Annotated in this window: 15 protein-coding genes; 5 read left to right on the top strand and 10 right to left on the bottom strand. The window is 67.4% G+C overall.

The window, feature by feature from the left end:
• Positions 1-63: 63 nt before the first annotated feature.
• From AC1PLA_RS17115 to AC1PLA_RS17095, 5 genes are all read right to left on the bottom strand, one after another.
• Positions 64-390 carry a hypothetical protein gene (locus AC1PLA_RS17115; protein WP_349779539.1) on the bottom strand — a complete coding sequence of 109 codons (327 nt, stop codon included), beginning with the start codon at positions 388-390 and terminating at the stop codon, positions 64-66.
• 141 nt (positions 391-531) lie between these two features.
• Positions 532-948 (bottom strand): ribosomal maturation YjgA family protein, encoded by a 417-nt coding sequence (locus AC1PLA_RS17110; protein WP_349779440.1) that lies wholly within the window; start codon positions 946-948, stop codon positions 532-534.
• Positions 945-1,511 carry a hypothetical protein gene (locus tag AC1PLA_RS17105; RefSeq protein WP_349779441.1) on the bottom strand — a complete coding sequence of 189 codons (567 nt, stop codon included), beginning with the start codon at positions 1,509-1,511 and terminating at the stop codon, positions 945-947. The genes AC1PLA_RS17110 and AC1PLA_RS17105 overlap by 4 nt, the downstream gene beginning before the upstream one ends.
• 139 nt (positions 1,512-1,650) lie before the next feature.
• Entirely contained in the window at positions 1,651-2,931 is a 1,281-nt protein-coding gene (locus AC1PLA_RS17100; RefSeq protein WP_026064271.1) for an amidohydrolase family protein, read from the bottom strand.
• Positions 2,928-4,328, bottom strand: a complete 1,401-nt coding sequence (locus tag AC1PLA_RS17095) for an amidohydrolase (RefSeq protein WP_039519021.1) — start codon at positions 4,326-4,328, stop codon at positions 2,928-2,930. The genes AC1PLA_RS17100 and AC1PLA_RS17095 overlap by 4 nt, the downstream gene beginning before the upstream one ends.
• Before the next feature lie 140 nt (positions 4,329-4,468).
• On the opposite strand from AC1PLA_RS17095, the gene AC1PLA_RS17090 reads away from it, so the two are divergent.
• Positions 4,469-5,029 (top strand): DUF924 family protein, encoded by a 561-nt coding sequence (locus AC1PLA_RS17090; RefSeq protein WP_349779443.1) that lies wholly within the window; start codon positions 4,469-4,471, stop codon positions 5,027-5,029.
• 288 nt (positions 5,030-5,317) lie between these two features.
• Here the strand turns inward: AC1PLA_RS17090 and AC1PLA_RS17085 are convergent, their stop codons facing one another.
• Positions 5,318-6,187 carry a hypothetical protein gene (locus AC1PLA_RS17085; protein ID WP_349779444.1) on the bottom strand — a complete coding sequence of 290 codons (870 nt, stop codon included), beginning with the start codon at positions 6,185-6,187 and terminating at the stop codon, positions 5,318-5,320.
• Positions 6,188-6,352: 165 nt separating this feature from the next.
• Positions 6,353-7,279 carry a Grx4 family monothiol glutaredoxin gene (grxD, locus tag AC1PLA_RS17080; RefSeq protein ID WP_024938949.1) on the bottom strand — a complete coding sequence of 309 codons (927 nt, stop codon included), beginning with the start codon at positions 7,277-7,279 and terminating at the stop codon, positions 6,353-6,355.
• Positions 7,280-7,324: 45 nt separating this feature from the next.
• On the opposite strand from grxD, the gene AC1PLA_RS17075 reads away from it, so the two are divergent.
• Positions 7,325-8,116 carry a polysaccharide deacetylase family protein gene (locus AC1PLA_RS17075; RefSeq protein ID WP_481105004.1) on the top strand — a complete coding sequence of 264 codons (792 nt, stop codon included), beginning with the start codon at positions 7,325-7,327 and terminating at the stop codon, positions 8,114-8,116.
• Between the two features lie 290 nt (positions 8,117-8,406).
• Complete coding sequence (locus AC1PLA_RS17070; protein WP_481105003.1) at positions 8,407-10,596, top strand: TonB-dependent siderophore receptor; 2,190 nt, start codon at positions 8,407-8,409, stop codon at positions 10,594-10,596.
• A gap of 594 nt (positions 10,597-11,190) precedes the next feature.
• On the opposite strand, the gene AC1PLA_RS17065 is transcribed toward AC1PLA_RS17070, so the two are convergent.
• The 3 genes from AC1PLA_RS17065 to AC1PLA_RS17055 form a co-directional block, all read right to left on the bottom strand.
• The gene (locus tag AC1PLA_RS17065; RefSeq protein WP_003483442.1) at positions 11,191-11,862 is read right to left on the bottom strand and encodes a methyltransferase; all 672 of its coding nucleotides are present in this window, start codon (positions 11,860-11,862) and stop codon (positions 11,191-11,193) included.
• A 72-nt stretch (positions 11,863-11,934) separates the two neighbouring features.
• Positions 11,935-12,612 carry an SGNH/GDSL hydrolase family protein gene (locus AC1PLA_RS17060; RefSeq protein WP_481106222.1) on the bottom strand — a complete coding sequence of 226 codons (678 nt, stop codon included), beginning with the start codon at positions 12,610-12,612 and terminating at the stop codon, positions 11,935-11,937.
• Positions 12,612-13,883 carry a pyridoxal phosphate-dependent aminotransferase gene (locus AC1PLA_RS17055; RefSeq protein ID WP_047129295.1) on the bottom strand — a complete coding sequence of 424 codons (1,272 nt, stop codon included), beginning with the start codon at positions 13,881-13,883 and terminating at the stop codon, positions 12,612-12,614. The genes AC1PLA_RS17060 and AC1PLA_RS17055 overlap by 1 nt, the downstream gene beginning before the upstream one ends.
• Positions 13,884-14,035: 152 nt before the next feature.
• Between AC1PLA_RS17055 and rsgA the strand changes: the two genes are divergently transcribed.
• Positions 14,036-15,127, top strand: coding sequence for a ribosome small subunit-dependent GTPase A (rsgA, locus tag AC1PLA_RS17050; protein WP_024938955.1), 1,092 nt, complete (start codon positions 14,036-14,038; stop codon positions 15,125-15,127).
• Positions 15,127-16,389: a flavohemoglobin expression-modulating QEGLA motif protein gene (locus AC1PLA_RS17045; RefSeq protein ID WP_481105002.1), complete on the top strand. Its 1,263-nt coding sequence runs from the start codon at positions 15,127-15,129 to the stop codon at positions 16,387-16,389. Before rsgA ends, AC1PLA_RS17045 begins: the two co-directional genes overlap by 1 nt.
• Positions 16,390-16,469 lie beyond the last annotated feature (80 nt).

Raw genomic sequence — 16,469 nt, 5'->3', positions numbered from 1 at the left:
TTGCGGTGCGCCAGCCGGGCATGCGCCCTTACGCATCAGTGCGGCCGCGCTTGTCGGGCAGCGTCAGCCCAGGGCGTCGCGCGCCGAGGCGATGGCGGCCATCCACTGTTCGCGTTTGCCGATCACGAAACGGTGCTCGCCGCCGTCGTGCAGCTGCACCGCCAGCGATGTCGGCGCCACCGGCAGCAGGCCGAACAGGCGCGTCCAGCGTGGTTGCATTGCTGCAATCTGGCTCAGGTGCACGGTCAGCGACCGGGTCTGTATGTTGTAGGGATGCGGCTGGAAGTGCAGCGCATCGGCGGTCAGGATCAGCCGCCCGCCGACCGCTTCCAGCCCGCGTATCAGGTTGGCCGGCGCCTGGCGCAGCACGACGCGATCGATCGAGCGCAAGCCGCCTCCCTGGAACAGCGAGGTCACGGTGACGCAGTGGCGGCGCAGGCACGCCGTTGCTGCTGCCGAAACAGGACGCCAACGCTGTCGATCAGTGCCAATGAGGAGACGGAAAACATGCGGTAGGCCTGAAGGAATGCATCAATGCGGCGTTTGCCGCCGGGAAGACGCAGTGATGCGGCACGACGCCACATCGCCGATGTACGCCACGCCACCGCCGACCAGATACATCAGCAGATCGTGCACGGTGGCGGTATTGCCAAGCGCGATGTAGGCCGCGCTGCCCGGGCGCAGTCCGAGCCGGTCGGCCAGATGCAGCGCCTGCAGCCCTTCGATCAGGCACCCGATTGCCACCGCCAGCACGCACGCCCAGCGTGGCGGCAGCGCAAGCACACCGCGCAGTCCGCAATACACCAGGATCACCGCCAGCACATCGCCCAGGCTGCCGCGGACCCACGGCCCGCCAAGTCTGCCAGCGCCGATCGCCACTTCGATGACAAACACGGCGAGCGCGATCAGCAGGTAGACGCAGCGCACGCCCAACGCCATGCGGGTCATTGCGCTGGCACGCGGGTGCGTTGGCGCCCGAGCGTGAACGCGCCGGTCAGCGGAATGCTGACGCCGCGCCGGCGGTCCTTGACCGTGACCTGCACCTGCCAGCGGCCGGGCGGATCGCTGGCTTCGGCAATCACCTGCAAGGTCGCCTGCGCCAGATAGACATTGCGTGGATCGCCCTTGATCTCGCCCTGCAGGCACGGCGTATCGACCGTGTCCTGCGCCACATGCCCGGTAGGGTCGGTCACCCGGATGCTGCACACCACATCGGCATGGCGGTGCTCGTCCAGGCCGGGGTTGGACAGAAACGTGAGCACGAACAACGCCTCGCCGGTGCCGACATGATCGACCGCCTTGAAGTGCGGCACGGTATCGCTGGGCGTAGTCCATTTTTGCTCCCAGTCCGCATCGGAGGTCACCAGGAGGCTGGCGCCAAAGTCCTGCACGGTGTTGCGGCTGGGCAAGGCGGGAACCGACCGGCCTTGCCGATCGACCCAGCCCGACTGGGCGAAGGCAGCGAGTGGAAGCAGCACCAGCGATGCGATCAGAATGCATAACAAGCGCATGGGCAGTCCTTTGCAGACGACGCCACCGGCACGGTGCCGGCGAGCAAGGCATGCAGTGTGCCAGCGCACGCGGCGCCGGCAGCTGTCGCAATGTGGCGGTATCGCAACGGCGGCGCGCGCAACCGCACGCCGCTCCCGATCACTTCAGATAGGCCCGCGGCAGCGCGCCGGCCGGTTGCATGTAACGCTCGCGCAGCTCGGTCTGGCGTGAGCGCATCGGCATGTCGCGACCGCCCAGCCACACCTGCTCGGCGTAGTGGGCGACATCCAGCGGGTCGCCTTCCCACAGCACCAGGTCGGCCTGCTTGCCGACCGCAATGCTGCCGATGCGATCGGCCACGCCGAAGATCTCTGCCGGCACCCGGGTCAGGCCGGCCAGGCCGGCTTCCCACGGCAAGCCGTTGGCCACCGCATTGCCGGCCAGCTGGCGCTGTTTGCGCGCGTTATGCGAGGCATCGCCGCTCTGGGCAAAGCTCACCTCCACGCCGGCCGCGCGTAGCCGTGCGGCATTTTCCAGCGTGGCACCGATCTGGTCGAAGGTGGACGGCAGGTCCGCCAGCGCGTCCACCAGCACCGGCACCCTGGCCTGCGCCAGTTGCGGCGCGAGCTTCCAAGCCTCGGCGCCGCCGGCAATGGCGATGCGCACCTTTTCGCGCTGCGCCCAACGCAGCAACTGGCGGATGTCTGCGGCTCGCTCCACCTGCACCACGATGCGGCCTTGCCCGGCCAGGTACGTGGCCAGCACGCTGCGGCCGACCGGGGTCAGCAGCGCATGCGGTGAGTCGGCCGGCACGCGTCCGCGCGCTTCGGCCACCAGCTGGTCGAGCAGCATCCATTGCGCGGCGCGTGAGCTGCCGGTGAGATCGGAGGCAGCCGCACCGATGCGGATGAACAGGGCATGCGGGCCGAGCGGGTCCGGGCTGCCATCCAGCCGCACCACGCCGCCTTGCCCGGCGATGAAGGCACCGCTGGTGGTCGCGCCCAGCGCGGTGAAGCCGATGCCTTCCACGCGCGCCACCGGCACCAGCACCGAATCGGGGTTGTAGGCCAGGGTGACGTCGAATTCCGGACGCATCGGCTGGTCGCTGAGCTTGACGCCGCTGTCCACGGTGCTGTCTTCGCCGGAGACTTCTTCGATGCCGATCTCGGTGATGCCGCCGAACAGGGCCGGCGTCAGCGGGCGGCCCCTGGCCTCGACCACGCGGCCATCGGCCGGCACGGCCAGATTGCTGCCGATCGCGCGGATCACGCCGCCCTGCACCAGCACATCGGTATTGCGCAGCGTGCCTTGCGCGGTGGCGGTATGCACGGTTGCGCCACGGATCAGCACCTGCTGGCCGAATGCGGGCAATGCAAGCACCGCCAGGACCACCGCGGAGATCGCACGCAGACGCGGGCGCATTCCAGTTGTGCGGCTCATCGCGCCACCTCCTGGCCGAGCATGAAGTCCGACACCGGCTGCAGGCGGCGATCGTGGCGGTCGTAGACCTGCGCGCCGTCGATATAGACCTGTTCGGCCAGCGCGTAGGAGCTGAAGGGATTGCCGTTCCACACCACCATGTCGCCCATCTTGCCCGGCTCCAGTGCGCCGGTCTGCTGCTCGATGCCAAGCGCCTTGGCGGCATTGCTGGTGAGCCAGCGGATCGCACGCTCGGGCGGAATCTCCATTCCGCTGCGGCGCGCGTTGGCGAGCACCTTGGCCGCTTCCTGATTCAGGCGCTGGATGCCTTCTTCCGAATCCGAATGCACGATGGCGCAGCTGTTGGCCGGCCTGTCGACCAGCGCGATGTTTTCCTGGATGCCATCGAAGGCTTCCATCTTGAAGCCCCACCAGTCGGCCCACAGCGCGCCGCAGACGTTCTCCTGCGCCAGCCGGTCAGCCAGCTTGTAGGCCTCCACGCCGTGATGGAAGGCGGCGATGTGGAAGCCGAACTCCTTGGACAGGTCGAGCATGGTCGCCATCTCGTCGGCGCGGTAGCAGTGGATATGCACGCGGATGTCGCCGTTGATCGCGCCGGCCAGCGTGTCGAGCTTGAGATCGCGCTTGCCGCCGGCATCGCCGCTGCTGTCGTTGTCGCCGCCGCTGCTCCACCAATGGCGCTTTTTCGCGGTCTTTTTCTTCGGCGCATTCTTCTGCAGGTACTCGGCCGCATCGATGAAGGCGGCACGGTAGCCGGCCACGTTGCCCATGCGCGTGCCGGGGCCACCCTTCTGGCCATACACGCGCTTGGGGTTCTCGCCGCAGGCCATCTTCAGGCCCCAGGGGGCACCGGGAAACTTCATGCCCTGGTAGGTGGTGGAGGCGACATTCTTGAGGGTGACGCCGCGCCCGCCAATCAGATTGGCCGAGCCGGGCAGTACCTGCAGCGAGGTGACGCCGCCGGCCAGGGCGGTGCCGAAGCCGGGATCCTGCGGCCAGATCGAATGCTCGGCCCACACGTTCGGCGTCACCGGGGCGGTCATCTCGTTGCCATCGCTGTGCGCGCTGACGCCGGGGCTGGGATACACGCCCAGATGCGAGTGCACGTCGATGATGCCGGGGGTCACCCACTTGCCGGTGCCGTCGATGCGGCGCACATCGGCCGGCGCCTCCAGCCCGCGCCCGACCGCGGCCACCTTGCCGTCGCGCAGCAGCACGTCGGCATCGTCCAGCCGCTGGCCGGTGCCGGTGAGCACGGTGGCGTGCTGGATCAATACCGGAGCGGACGCGAGCGCACGGTAGGTGCTGGGATAGGGGTCTTGCACGAAACGCGATGCCGCAGACACAGGACCGCACAGCACGGCCGCGCCGAGCGCGGCGAACAGGATGGAACGCATGGATTTCCCCGGTGCAACGAAAACGTCAGCCGCAAACCTAGCGGCCGGCGGCGTGCTTGCCAAGTGCTGCACCGTCGGTGGCGGCGGGCTCATCACATGCGCCAGTGCATGCTGTGCGGTATTCGTCAGGGAATACGTCGATGATCGTCAAGTCAGAGCGCAACAAACAGGCCGATGTGGTGCTGGCTTTCTGGGAGCTGGCCGGCTCGGCCCGCTGGTTCACGCACAACGATGCGTTTGATGCCAACTTCCGCCAGCATTTCAGCGAGCAGCACTTTGCAGCAGCGCGTGGCGAGTATGCGCACTGGATGGAGCGAGCCGAAGATGCGCTGGCCTTGCTGATCCTGCTCGACCAGTTTCCGCGCAACGCGTTCCGCGGCAGTGCGCATGCCTATGCCACCGACGGCCTGGCGCTGTCCTGCGCCAGGCAGGCAATCGCCAGCGGCTTCGATCAGCAGGTCTCCGCGCAGTTGCGGCTGTTTTTCTATCTGCCGTTCGAGCATGCCGAAGATCTGCAGGAGCAGGCGCGCTCGGTGCAGCTGATCACCGCGCTGGACGATGCAGAAACCACGCGCTGGGCAGTGGAGCACCAGCGGATCATCCAGCGCTTCGGACGCTTCCCGCATCGCAATGCGGTACTGGGGCGCGAGACCACCGCCGAAGAGCAGCAGTTTCTCGATGACGGCGGATTTGCCGGCTGAGGGAGGCGACGATTGGCCTGCCGCGGTTGCACGTAGCTGTGGCTTTTCCGCGCTGCACATTGCATATGGCCACGCGGAGCGAGTGGGCGATCGACGCGATCGGTTGATGGCGCACATACGCGCGCTGTCGCGCGTTGATCGACATCGTGCAGCGGTGCAATCACACCAATAGCCTCGCACCGTCGATGCGAATGACTTGCGCGGCGGCGAGCCGCGCGCTTGCGTACCCTGTGCGGGCCGCAATGCGACGCCGGCAGCTGCGGGCATCGGCCATCGCGCTGCGATCGATCAACAGCCGCCCATCAAGCCTTCCGACCGCCAGTTGGTGCCTTCGCCGAGCAGCAGGTAGAAGCCGTAGCTCTCGTAGCCGCTTTCCGACAGCACGAAGTCGAGCGTGCCGTTGCCGTCGATATCGCCGAACTGCAGCAGATGCGTGCGCAGTGGCAGGTCTTCGCAATCGTCGCAGCCGCTGGCCGCGCTGCCCTTGCGGAACTGCCAGCGGCTGCCGTCATGTTCGAAGATCGCAAGCACGGCCAGGACGCCGGTCGGGTTGTCCGGGTTGCCGGTCCTGGTCGGGTGATGGGAGGTCAGCACGGCCACGCGTCGCTGCGGCTGCCGGGTGTCGGTCACGATCTGCAGCGCCGCCAGACCCTGTGCACGATCGGCAGGGAATGCTGTCAACGCCTGGGCTAGCGCTGCCGGCTTGACGCTGTTGCGCAGCTGCGCGGTCGCGCCGGCCTGGCGCAACAGCTCGGCCTGTTCGGCAGCGGTGGCGTTACGGCTGGCAAAGCGCTTGCCGGGATTGACGTCCACCGTCGATAACAGCGGCGAATTGGACAGCGTGCCAGTGCCCTTCAAGCGCAGTTTTGCCGTGCCGCCGCACATGCTGTTGTCGTCGACGCTCAGCGACGCAAGCCGCACGGTGCCGCTGGACACGCCCGCATTGAAGACCTGCAGCGGCTGGCTCAGCAGCGACCTGGGCATGCTGGACTCCTTCGCTACGCCGCTGCCCAGCCACACCGGAATGTATTCCAGCGGGTCTTCGCTTGGCTGGTTGTCGTAGGTCTGTACCAGCATGACTGCGCGTGCCGGTTCGGCGGCCTGTGCGGCCAGCGGCAACAGCGCGGCCAGTGCGAGAGAGAGCAGGCGGGTGTGCATTGCAGCGACGTCCTTGTGCGTGTCGATCCATGAAAAAACGGACGCTCGGTGGAGCGCCCGTTCGGGGTGTGCACTGTAGCAAACGCGGCTAAAAACCTGGCCGGCGGTTGCGGCGGGCCATCGCCGGATGCGGATTCCCGCCGCCGGCTGTGCCGTCTGGCTTGCTCAGTACTTGGCCACGCCGTTGTCCACCTCGTCCGACCAGGCGTCGATGCCGCCGGTGACGTTGTAGACGTTGCTGAAACCCAGGCCGCGGAAATGCTCGGCCGCCTGCAGGCTGCGCCCGCCGCGATGGCACAGGAACGCCAGCGGGGTGTCCTTGGGCAACTGCTCGATGGCGGCGCGCTCGTGCGCGTCCAGCGTACGGAACGGCGCGGCAACGCTGGCCAGGGCACGCTCGTCGGCCGGGCGCACGTCCACCAGGGTCAGCGTACCGGCCTTGATGCGGTCGTCGGCATCGCGCACCGACAGCTCCTGCACCGGCTTGGGCGCGTTGGGGTTGTCGATGGCCAGGCCACGGCCGCGGATGTCGTCCACCCAGTCGATGGTGATGCCGTCGGCGCGGCGGGCGCTGGCCAGGTCGAACTGCACGCGCAGGCCGTTGGATTCGGCCGCGATGGCGTTCGGGTTGGTCGGCGCCAGCTGGAAGTTCGGCTGGAAGTTGGCATCGATGGCCAGCGTCAGCGAGGCATCGGGCGCATCGGCCAGCGCGCCCTTGAGCATCTCGACCGCGGCCGGGGTGATGGTGATCTTGGGCGGGGTCCGGTCTGGCGCCTGCAGGCCCAGCATGCTGCTCAACTCGCCGCTGTCGGCCATTTGCAGGATGATGTCGCTGCCGCCGATCAGCTCGCCGTCCACATACAGCTGCGGAATGGTCGGCCAGTCGCCGTAGGCCTTGATGCCTTCGCGGATCTCCTGGTCGGCCAGCACGTTGACGTGGGCATAGTCGATGCCCAGACCGTCCAGCACGCCGACCGCCTTGGCCGAAAAACCGCACTGCGGCATGCCGGGCTGGCCTTTCATGAAGAGCACCACACGGCTGGATTGCAGCAGCGTATCGATGCGGGAACGCAGGGCGGGATCGAGGGACATGGCAGCACTTCGGTCAGATCGTGGAGTCCGGGCATTCTACGCCGCATGGCATCATGCGGCATGACCACGCTTCAAACGCTGTATCGCATCCCCTCGCACCCGTACCGCTGGGTGGGCCTGCTGGCCCTGTCGCAGGCGGCGGTGGCGCTGCTGTGGTGGCATCTGGGCTGGGCCTGGGGCGTGCCGGCGTTGCTGGTGTCGCACGCCTTGTTCGTGGTGCCGGTGTTCCTGCCGCGCGCGCGCCTGTACGCGCCGGTGCTGGCGCGCCTGCCGGGCGGCGCCCCGCAGGTGTGGCTGACCATCGACGATGGTCCCTCCGACGACACCCCGGCGATATTGGATCTGCTGGACGCCTTCGATGCCAAGGCCACGTTCTTCGTGGTCGGCGCACGCGCCGAGCAACGGCCTGAACTGGTGCGCGAGATCGTGCGCCGCGGGCATGGCATCGGCAACCACAGCCATACCCATCCGCAGGCCTGGTTCTGGGCGCTTGGCCCGTACCGCATGGCGCAGGAAATCGGCCAGGCACAGCGCGTGCTGGCCACCATCACCGGGCAGGCGCCGCGGCTATACCGCTCGGTGGTGGGCATGACCAATCCCTTCGTCGCCTCGCCGCTGCGTGCGCACGGGCTGACCCGCGTGGCCTGGAGCGCGCGCGGTTTAGACGGGGTGCGTTGCGAGCCGGAGGCCACCGTGGCCCGCATCGTGCGCGACCTGCGCCCCGGCGCCATCGTGCTGCTGCACGAAGGCGCCGCACACGGCCACAACCTCACCATCCTGCGCGGCGTGCTGGAGGCGATGCACGCACGCGGCCTGGCGGGACGGCGTCCGCTCTGAGGTCCTGCGCAAGGCGTGGCCGATGGCGTGGAAGCAGAGCGTGTGTTGCCGGATCCATCGTCACTGTCGGCAGGCATGCTTCGGTGCGACGCGATCTTTCTTGTTCGCCGGATTGCCCGGAGCTGGCGCCCCTGAGCCCCGGCATCGACCCGCGCATGTATTGACAGCGATTTAACGCGGATCGAACATGCGCCCCCAGCCAGCAAACGGTGCGCGCCTTCCGGTGGCGCTGCCGACGCCAGCCTCAATAGCCGTCATCGACGGCCATATTCGCTCTTGAGGCTGACCCCATGTCCCATCGCATCGTCCCTGCGCGCGCGCTCCCGCGTGCGGATCTCCGTTCGCCGCAGCTCCCGCTGGCGTACTCCCTGCTGGCGCTGGCCTGCGCATGGCCGTTGGCGGCTGCGGCGCAATCGAGCACGCGCGACCCGGTCGATCTGGACCGCCTGCAGATCGAGGCACACCGCGGCGCCGCGACAGAAGGCAGCGACTCCTACACCGCCGATGTGGCGCGCAGTTCGACCAAGCTGGAGCTGTCGCTACGCGAGACGCCGCAGTCGGTGGTGGTGGTGACACGCCAGCAGATCGTCGACCGCAACCTGCAATCGCTGCAGGACGTCACCGACACCGTGGCCGGCTTCAACTCGCCGACCTGGGACACCGAGCGCACCTACATCAATGCGCGCGGCTTCGAAGTGGACTACTACCGCATCGACGGCATTCCCACCGACTACACCGGCGATGTGCAGCAGAACATGGCGATCTACGACCGGGTGGAAATCATCCGCGGCGCCAATGGCCTGACCACCGGCGCGGGCAGCCCGGCCGCGTCGATCGACCTGGTGCGCAAGCATGCCGACAGCGATGTGTTCACCGGTCGGGTCGATCTGTCGGCAGGGCGTTGGGACCGCTATCGCGGCACCGTCGACCTGCAATCGCCGTTGAACGCCGCCGGCAACGTGCGTGGGCGGGTGGTTGCCAGCTACGAGGACAAGCAGTCCTTCCGCGATTACTACAGCAAGCATTCGTCGCTGTTCTACGGCATCGTCGATGCGGATTTCAGCGATGCCACCCGCGGCTACATCGGCATCAACAAGCAGCGCAACGACGGTCGCGGCACCACCTGGGGCGGGGTGCCGGCATACTTCAGCGACGGCAGCCGCACCGATTTTGCACGCTCGGATTCGTTCACGCCGCGCTGGGCGCGCGGCGTGGCCGACACCACCAATGCGTTTGCCGGCCTGACCCATCGCTTCGACAACGGCGCGCAGCTGCACGTGGAATATTCGCATCAGCGGTTCGAAGCCGATTGGAAGTCGGTGTTGTTCGGCTACTTCGATTACCCGGACCGCCAGACCGGCCTGGGCCTTGCCAACACTTTTGGCGGGCGCTATCCCGCACTCACGGCGCAAAACAGCCTGGATGCCTACCTCAGCGTGCCGCTGACCTGGTGGGGCCGCAACCACGAACTGGTCGCCGGTGCCACCTGGATGAACCGCAACGTGCGCAGCTGGTCCAATGGGCCGCAGCCACCGCAGGTGCTGACGGCCGAAAGCGTCTACGCATGGACCGGCAGCATGGCGCAGCCGCAATGGACGCCGTTGGTGAAGGGCGAAGAACGCGACGTGCGCCAGGTGGCCGCCTACGCTGCCGGCCGCTTCAGCCTGACCGACGCGCTCACGGCCATCGTCGGCGCACGCGTCACCGACTGGAAGAACACCGATCAACTGGTGCCGGCCAATACCTACGAGCGTCGCGGCCGCACCACGCCGTACGCCGGCCTGATCCTGGACGTGGACGACCACCATTCGCTCTACGCCAGCTACACCGGCATCTTCAAGCCGCAAAACAATCGCGACCGCAGCGGGCGCTATCTCGCCCCGCTGGAAGGCAACAGCTACGAGGTGGGCGCCAAGGGCGAATACCTCGGCGGCCAGCTCAACGCGGCGCTGGCGTTGTTCCGTATCGAGCAGGACAACCTAGCGGTCAACGACCCCGGACAATTCGTGCCCGGCACCACCAATCAGGCTTTCCTGGCCGCGAAGGGCACGGTCAGCCAGGGCGTGGAATTCCAGCTCGACGGGCAGCTGTCTGAACAGTGGCGGATCGCGTTCGGCTTTGCCCAGTTCGATGCCAACGATGCCAGCGGTGTCGACGTCAATCCGACCAGCCCGCGTCGCGAGGCCACCCTGTTCACCAGCTGGCAGACCGGCCCATGGCGCGTGGGTGGTGGCCTGAGCTGGCAGTCGGCCATCCACGAATTGATGTCCGGGCCACAGGGCACAACGCAGCGGCTGACCCAGGGCAGCGTGGTGTTGGCCAACGCGATGGCACGCTACAACATCAACCAGGCATGGTCGGCGCAGCTCAACGTGCGCAACCTGTTCGACCGCAAGTACTACGCCAACATCGTCTATCAAAGCCAATTGATCTACGGCGACCCGCGCGATGTGGAGCTGACGCTGTCCTGGAAGTTCTGACCTTGCTCCAGACGACAGGCTTTGGCGGCAAGGATGCCGCCAATGAGCCTTCACGCACGGATTCACGGCGTGTCTCGCTAGCGGCGAGGGCGCCGCGCACTTGGCAAACCAGGCCTTTGCCTGCATCCAAACGGCGCGGCGACTCGATCACTTGGTTGCCCGAAGTGATTGGTCATCGCGGATGGGTCAGTTGTAGAGCGGCTGCTCTGCGACTTCGCTGCAGGGTCCTTGCCCGCCCACCATCGCAGGACACGCCGCAAGTACGTCCGTGTAGGCGCTTACGCGGCATCCATGCCGCGTAAGGTCCCGCGACGGTGGGCGGACAAAGACCCGTCGAGATGGTCGGTGTGCATGGCTTTCAACAAGGCAACCAGCGGATTCTCTGGGGAGTGGGGCACCACCCCTTGAAAACGTGGCCCGGGATCATCCGCATGACGTCAACAGCGGCTGTCAAAACGACTGCGCGGCCAGTGCCCGGTGCGGCATGTGCTACGCGTCCACCCCGGTTACTGCGTGCCATCCACATCCGTCCGGCAACCGCGCGTTACGTTTTGTCACTCGTTCTGAATCGAGCCAGGCACGTTGTGCACGGCCTCAGCGCGGCTCGGCCACGATCAACCAGTTGTTGAACGGCGTGTTGCCATACAACGGCGCAAATGTCGCGCGCAGACCGGCAGCGTCCAGCTGCGCCTGCAGGCTGTCGCGGGTGGGATAGCTGCGCGGCATGCGCTGCATCCAGCCGCTCAGATGTGCCAGCACGTCGGTCACGCGGCTGGTGCGGCCACGGCTGCTGGCATCGCCCAATGCGCTGCGGATCACCAGCTTCGCGCCTGGCGTCAGCATCTGCGCCACGCTGCGCAGCAGGCTGGCCTGCATGTCGGCCTGCAGATACTGCAGCACGTCCAGAATGGTCACGCTGCCGCGGTGTTGCGGCCAGGCCACGCTCAGATCGACCACGGCGAACTGCGTATTGCCCAATGCCGAGCGCTGCGCGATGTGTTGCGCGCGCCGGATCTTGGACGCGTCCACATCCACCCCGTGATACGCCAATGCCTGGCCATCGGCACGCAATGCATGCGCGAGCAGGCCCAGCCCGCAGCCCAGATCCAGCACGGGCGCGGTGGTACTGCGCAACTCGGCCAGCACGCCCGGATACAGCGGGTCGGTGCGCAGCTTGGCTTGGGTGTAGTAATAGTCGTAGCGATTGCCTAGCGGATGCGGCGGCAAAAACGCGCGCGCGATCGCCAGCGCCTGCGCGCGGCTCATGGGTTGGGTGGCGGTGCTGTGCAATGTCGTTCCTTGGCAATGAGGCTTGGTGCGCGGCTAGCTTGGGGTCTGCTAAGGCGATTGGGGCTGCTCACGCGTGGCGTGGTCCATCCCGATCGCGTTGGCAGCCGCTATCGCATCGCGCGCCGCTGGCAGTGCCAGTGCGGTCCAGCGCGCATACATGGCGCCGGAGGGATGCAGGCCATCGTCGACCAGCATGTCGGCAGCGTCGCCGCCATCGCGGCTGGTGGCGGTGATGTCGACAAAGCGCACCGAGCGCGCGGCGCAGCGTTCGGCGGCCACGCTGTTGAAGGCATCGATCTGTGCGCCGATCAGTGCCGCATCGCCGCCTTGCGTATGCGCAAACGGAGTCAGCCCCCAATCGGGAATCGACAGCACGAACACACGTGCCGCAAGCCCGCCGGCGCACCCGATTGCACGCTGCAACAACGCATCGAACTGGCTGCTGTATTCGTCCAGCGAGCGTCCGCGGTATTGATTGTTGACGCCGATCAGCAGGCTCACCAGCTCGAACGGCCCCTGCGGCGCAGCGGCATCGAGACCGGCCTGCAGCTCGTCGGTGGTCCAGCCGGTGGTGGCGATGATCTGCGGCGGCGCCACATTCCAGCCGTAGGCACGCAAACCGTCGACCAGTTGCACCGGCCAGCGCTGCTCGGGGGCAACGCCTTCGCCGATGGTGTAGGAATCGCCGAGCGCCAGATAGCGCAGCGGCGTGCCGGCCGCCGCCATCACGCCACGCTGCGCGACTTGAGCGGTACGACCTTGGTGACCGCCTCGGCGCGGCGCGCCAGGGCACGGTCGATGCGTGCGAACACATCGCGCATCACCGGCGCTTCCGGCATCAGGGTCACGCGGAAGTGGTGGCGGTAGGGCACGTTGAAACTGGAACCCGGCACCACCAGCACGCCTTCCTCGTTCATCAGGTCGAGCGCGAATTCGTGATCGTCGAAGTTGCGCGCGGCCGGGCCGACCACCGCCGGGAACGCGTACAGCGCACCGGCCGGCGCCACCAACGACAGGTGCTCGCTGGCCGCGCAGGCCTCGATCACCGCACGGCGGGTTTCGTACAGACGGCCACCCGGCGCGCACAGCGCCGAGATGGTGTCCGGCCCGTTGACTGCCGCGTCGATGGCGTACTGGCCCGGCACGTTGGCGCACAGGCGCAGCGCGCCGAGCAGGTCCATCGCGTTGCGCAGGTCGTTGATGCGCGACTGCTCGCCCGACAGCAGCGCCCAGCCCACGCGCCAGCCGCAGGCGCGGTGCACCTTGCTCAGGCCGCCGAAGGTGATGCACGGATGCGCACCGGCCAGCGGCGCCACTGGCACGAAGGCGGCGTCGTCGTAGAGCACCTGGTCGTAGATCTCATCGACCATCAGCAGCAGGTTGTGCTTGCTGGCGATGGCCACGATGCGCTCCAGCAGTTCGCGCGAATAGCTGGCGCCGCTGGGATTGTTCGGATTGATCAGCACGATGGCGCGGGTGCGCGAGGACACCAGCGTCTCGATTTCCACCGGGTCCGGCTGGAAGTCGTTTTCCGGGGCGCAGCGGTAATACACCGGCCGGCCATCGTTGAGGATGGTGGCGGCCGACCACAGCGGATAGTCGGGCGAGGGCACCAGCACTTCGTCACCGGGATTGAGCAGCGCACGCAGCGACAGGTCGATCAGCTCGCTGACGCCGTTGCCGACGAAGATGCGGTCCGGATGCGCATCCGGGTGCTGGCGCCGCGCATACGCGGTGGCGATCGCCTCGCGCGCTTCCGGCAGGCCTTGCTGATGGGTGTACGGATCGGTGCGGCCCATGTCGTCGGCGATCGCGCGCTGCAGATGCTCCGGCGCACGGAACCCGAACGCGCCTGGATTACCGATATTGAGCTTGATCAGCTTGCGGCCCTGCGCCTCCAGTTCCCGCGCTCGTCGCGCCAGCTCGCCCCGGATTTCGTAGCGGACTTCGGACAGACGCTCGCGGATGGCGAGCGGCTTTTGCGGGGCAGTGGACATGCGACGGGCCGGTTGTAGGCGTGAGGCTTGGCATGGTAGCGGAAATATGACAGGCGGACATGCTTGCATCGGCAACGATGTCAAGGGGCGCTTCAGCCCGGGCGCAAGGCCGATTGCACAAGCCGCTGCGGCCAGCCGGCTAGAATCGCCCCATGAGCATTGTGTCCCCCGATTACCCCACCCTCCAGTCCATTGGCTGGCCCTGGCCTGGCCCTGCCGAGGATCCGGCCTGGCAGGCGCTCTTTGCCGCGCATCCGCAGGCGTTGCCGGCGCGGGTGGTGGAGCAGCACCGCACCGGCTATGTGGTTGCAGATACGCCGGAGGCCGGTCTCAAGGCCGAATCGTTGCCGGAGTGGCAGCGGCCGCGGTTTCCCAGCCATGAGCGGGCGTCGGTGGGCGATTGGGTGCTGATGGAGGGCAAGCGCATCGTGGCCTTGCTGCCACGGCGCACCTCGATCAAGCGCGGCGCGGCCGGCGAGCATTACCACCAGCAGGTGATCGCGGCCAACATCGATACGGTGTTCATCGTGTGCGGGCTGGATGCGGACTTCAATCCGCGCCGCATCGAACGCTATCTGCTGCTGGTCGGCGGCGGCGGTGCCGAGCCGGTGGTGGTGCTGACCAAGGCCGATCAGACCGAATACGCGGAGGACGCATTGGCGGTGCTGGAGGAACTGGAAGCGCAGAACATCCCGTTGCGCGCGGTCAACGCCAAGGATCCGGACAGCGTGGCGGCGCTGCGGCCGTGGCTGGGCGATGGCCGCACCGCAGTGCTGGTGGGCTCGTCGGGCGCGGGCAAGTCGACGCTGACCAATACCTTGCTCGGATCGCAGAAGATGAAGACCAATGCGGTGCGCGAGAACGATTCGCGCGGCCGGCATACCACCACCCACCGCGCCTTGATTCCGTTGCCGTCCGGTGCCTGCCTGATCGATACGCCCGGCATGCGCGAACTCAAGCCCACCGGCGAAGAGGATCTGGCCGAGGGCGGCTTCTCCGATGTGGAGGCGTTGGCGGCGCAGTGCCGCTTCAACGATTGCGCGCATATCGCCGAGCCCGGCTGTGCGGTGCGTGCGGCGATCGAGGCCGATACGCTGGATCCGGAGCGGGTGGCCAATTACATGAAGCTGCGCGTGGAAGTGGCCGCAGCGGCCGAAAAGCTTGCCACACGCCTGGCGCAGAACAACCGGGGCAAGGGATCGGGCCGGCGGCCGGCCAGCGTCGACCGCAACGGACGCCGCTGATGCCATCGCGCAAGGGGCCGCCGGACATCGTCCATCATGCGGCGCTGGATGCGCGCCTGGTCAAGGCCGTGCGCGGCGTGCGCTTGCTCGCGCTGGCCAGCTGGCCGCGCTCGCTGCAGGAGCCGTTCCTGCAGAGCGTGACACGTGGGCAGCCGGAGCTGCCGCAGGTGGAGTATCCGCGACTGGATTTCGGCGATACCCGGCGCGAGCTGGCGGCGATCGCCAAGCAGGCCGATCCGCATCACCCGTTGGGCGCCTACCTGATCGACTCGACCCATAGCTGGGGCCTGGCCGCCGGACTGCTGGAATCGCTGGGCACTCCCGCAGTCAGCGATTACTCGGCGCAGCTGTTCGGCGTGCCCGATGACCCGATGCCGGGCAACGGCCCGAGCACGCGCGAGGCAGCGCGGCACTTCATCCAGATCGCGCGGGAGCTGGACCGCGAACTGCTGGCGCCGGAAGAACAGGTGCCGGTGTCGGCAACCGCCCTGCGCATGCAGCTGCAGAACGATCTGGACGCCTTCTTCGAAGGGCGCGTCATCACCGTCACGCTGGATCCGGATCTGCTGGCCAAGGCGGCGGCCGGCGCGCATCGCATCCGCCTGCGCAGCGGCGCCACCTTCAGCGATTACGATCGTGCGCAGCTGTTCCATCACGAGGCGCTGGTGCATTCGCTGACCGCACTCAACGGGCGCGCGCAGGTGCATCTGCCTAGTCTGGGCATTTCCTCGCCGCGGACCACCGCGACCCAGGAAGGCCTGGCGACGTTTGCCGAGCAGATCACCGGCAGCATCGATATCGAACGCATGAAGCGCATCAGCCTGCGTATCGAGGCGATTGCGATGGCGCGCTCGGGTGCGGACTTCATCGAGGTGTTCCGCTATTTCACCGCAGGCGGGCAGAGCGCGGCGGAAAGCTTTTCCTCGGCGCAGCGCGTATTCCGCGGCGTGCCGACCTCCGGCGGCGGTGCCTTCACCAAGGACACGGTGTACCTGCGCGGGCTGGTGGCGGTGCACACCTTCTTCCGGCATGCGCTGCAGCGCGATCAGCTGCAGCTGTGCCGTTACCTGTTCGCCGGCAAGATGGCATTGGGCGATGTGGCGCGCTTTGCGCCCTTGTTCGACAGCGGTGTGCTAGTCGCCCCGCGCTGGTTACCGCCGTGGGTGAGTCGGGTCAGCGGCCTGGCCGGCATGCTGGCGTTTTCGTTGTTCGCCAATCGCATCCGCATGGATCAGCTGCAGCCACCGGCGATGAACGTCTGACGCTCGCCGAGCAACTTGCGCGCAGTTGCCGCGTCAACGCGGTGGCGCGGCGAAGCAGCCGCGGGCGCGAGTCGGGCAAC

It is taken from the genome of Xanthomonas sp. NCPPB 1826 (assembly GCF_056725285.1).
Note: the sequence above shows the minus strand (reverse complement) of the source record. Positions and strands in the feature narration are given on the sequence as shown.